This is a genomic window from Zoogloea oryzae (assembly GCF_030161255.1).
Taxonomy (GTDB): domain Bacteria; phylum Pseudomonadota; class Gammaproteobacteria; order Burkholderiales; family Rhodocyclaceae; genus Zoogloea; species Zoogloea oryzae.
The window spans coordinates 1-2481 of sequence record NZ_BSPX01000162.1; the positions used below are offsets into that span (position 1 = coordinate 1).

A 2481-nucleotide genomic window follows, 5' to 3' on the forward strand; every position below is an offset into this window, starting at 1 on the left:
TTCGGCGCCGGTGTCGGGCTGCCCGGCGGTCTGCACCAGCACGTTGGCGGCGCAGCCGGCCAGCCCCTCGAGGATGAGGCGCACCGCCGGCAGGCTCGCCGGCTGGGCCACGGAGGCGCTCTCCAGGGCCCGCCAGCAGGAGGCGAGCCGCTCGTCGGCGTCGCTGCCGATGGCGGCGGCGAGGATGTGCACGGTGTCGGCCAGCCCGTCGAACAGGTGGGCCGGCACGACGGGGTCGTCCGGCAGTTCGCCCAGGCCCGCCCGCAGGGTGAGCAGGTGGCCGGCGAGGTTGCCGCTATCCACCGTCGATACGTAGGCGGGGGCGAGGGGTTCGAGGCTGCGGGTGTCGTACCAGTTGTAGAAGTGCCCGCGGTAGCGGGGCAGGCGCGCCATGCTGTCGAGGGTCCGGGTGGTGCGCGCCAGCAGCGGGCCGGCGAGGATGTAGCCGAAATCGCAGGCGGCCAGGTTGGCCAGCAGGGCCAGCCCCATGTTGGTGGGCGAGGTGCGGTGGGCCACCGAGGCGACGCGGTATTCCTGGAAGTTGTCGGGCGGCAGCCAGTGGTCGGCGGGCCCGACGAAGGTGTCGAAGTAGGCCCAGGTCCGCCGGGCCATGCCGCGCAGGAAGAGGGTCTGGTCGATGCTGAGGCTCACCGCGCGGGGGGCGATGGGCCGGCCGAGCCACCAGGCGATGGCCGGCGAGGCCAGCCACAGCAGGAGCACCGGCACGGCGGCGGGCAGCGCCCCCGGCGCCAGGGCGACGAGGCCGGTGGTGATCGCCACCACGGCGAGGGGCGCGGTGGCCATGGTCCGGAAGGCGCCGGGCAGGTCGTCGTGGGCGGGGGCTTTCCGCTCGACCTCGCTCGACGGGCACCATTCGAGCAGGCGCCGGTGGCTGACGCCCAGCCGCCACAGGGTGCGACCGATGGCGTCGAGGCTGAAGCCGGCCTCGAAGGGCAGGCAGGCGAACGCGAAGCCGAGCTGGGCGGCACGCTGGCCGGCGCCATGGGCCACGGCGGCCAGGTGCTGGCGCAGCACGCTGTCCTTGGGCTTCTTCAGCAGATCGAGCAGCACGGCGCACAGGGCGGGGAGGATCAGGATGCCGACGACGAGCCCGGTCCACAGCCCGGGCCGATCCAGGGTGGCCCAGCCGAGCACCAGCAGGGCCAGCAGGGCCGGGGGCACGAGGCTGCGCCGGAGGTTGTCCGCGAGCTTCCACTGAGACAGGGCCGACAGGGGGTTGGGCTGTCGGTGGGGGCCGCCGCCGTCGTCGCACAGGCACGGCACGTGGCGCAGCAGCCATCCGGCGAGCTGCCAGTCGCCGCGGATCCAGCGGTAGCGGCGGGTCACGTCCACCGCGTAGCGGGCCGGGTAGTCCTCGTACAGCAGGCCGTCGCTGAGCAGGCCGGCGCGGGCGTAGCAGCCTTCGAGGAGGTCGTGACTGAGGATGCGGTTGTCGGGAAAGCGCTCGCCCAGCGCCGCCTCGAAGGCGTCCACGTCGTAGATGCCCTTGCCGATGAAGGAGCCTTCGCCGAACACGTCCTGATATACGTCGGACACCGCGCGGGTGTAGGGGTCGATGCCCGCCTCGCCGGCGTGGAGCCGGGCGTAGCGGGAGCGGTTGGCCCCCGGCAGACTGATGCCGACCCGCGGCTGGAGGATGCCGTAGCCGGCCACCACCCGCCCTGCCCGCTCGTCGTAGACCGGCTGGTTGAGGGGGTGGGCCATGGCGCCGACGAACTGCCGCGCCGCATCCCGCGGGAGCTGGGTGTCGGTGTCGAGGGTGATGACGTACTTCACCCCGCCGAGAATGGTGGTGTCGCCGGCCACCAGCGCAAAGGCGTCGCCGGCAAAGCCGCGCAGCAGGGCGTTGAGGTCGGCGAGCTTGCCGCGCTTGCGCTCGGCGCCCATCCAGGCCTGCTCCTGGGGGTTCCAGCGGCGCGGGCGGTGGAACAGGAAGAACACGTCGCTGGCCGGGGTGGCGTAGGTGGCGTTGAGGGCGTCGATGCCGGCCCGGGCGCGGGCCACCAGCGGGGCGTCGGTGGGCAGGGTCTCGTCGGCGGCGTCGAGGAAGTCGGTGAGGAGCCCGAAGTGCAGGTGGGGATCGCGGTTGGCCAGGAAGCGCACTTCGAGGGCTTCGAGGAGGCCATCCACCCCCGCTTCGCTGCCGAGCATGGTGGGCACCACCACCAGGGTGCGGCAGGGCGCCGGTATGCCCCGGGAGAAATCCATCCGCGGCAGGGGATGCGGCTTGACCAGCAGGGTGGCGGCCCAGTTGACCAGTGACACCGCCAGCTGGCTGGCCACCATCACCGCGAGCAACCCGGCCGGGGCCAGCGCCCACACGGGCAGCCCGTCGGCCAGCGCGAGGCCCGACAGGCCGCCCGCCACCAGCAGGGTGATGACGGCGATGCCGCCCAGGTAGAGCCACAGGGGCGCGTGGGCAGCGGCGCGGCCGATGCGCCGGACGAGGCCCGGACGCAG

1 pseudogene is annotated in these 2481 nt (G+C 73.6%); it reads right to left on the reverse strand.

The window, feature by feature from the left end:
* Positions 1-2481 (reverse strand): annotated as a pseudogene (locus QQK25_RS22655) (cyclic beta 1-2 glucan synthetase); the annotation flags it as partial.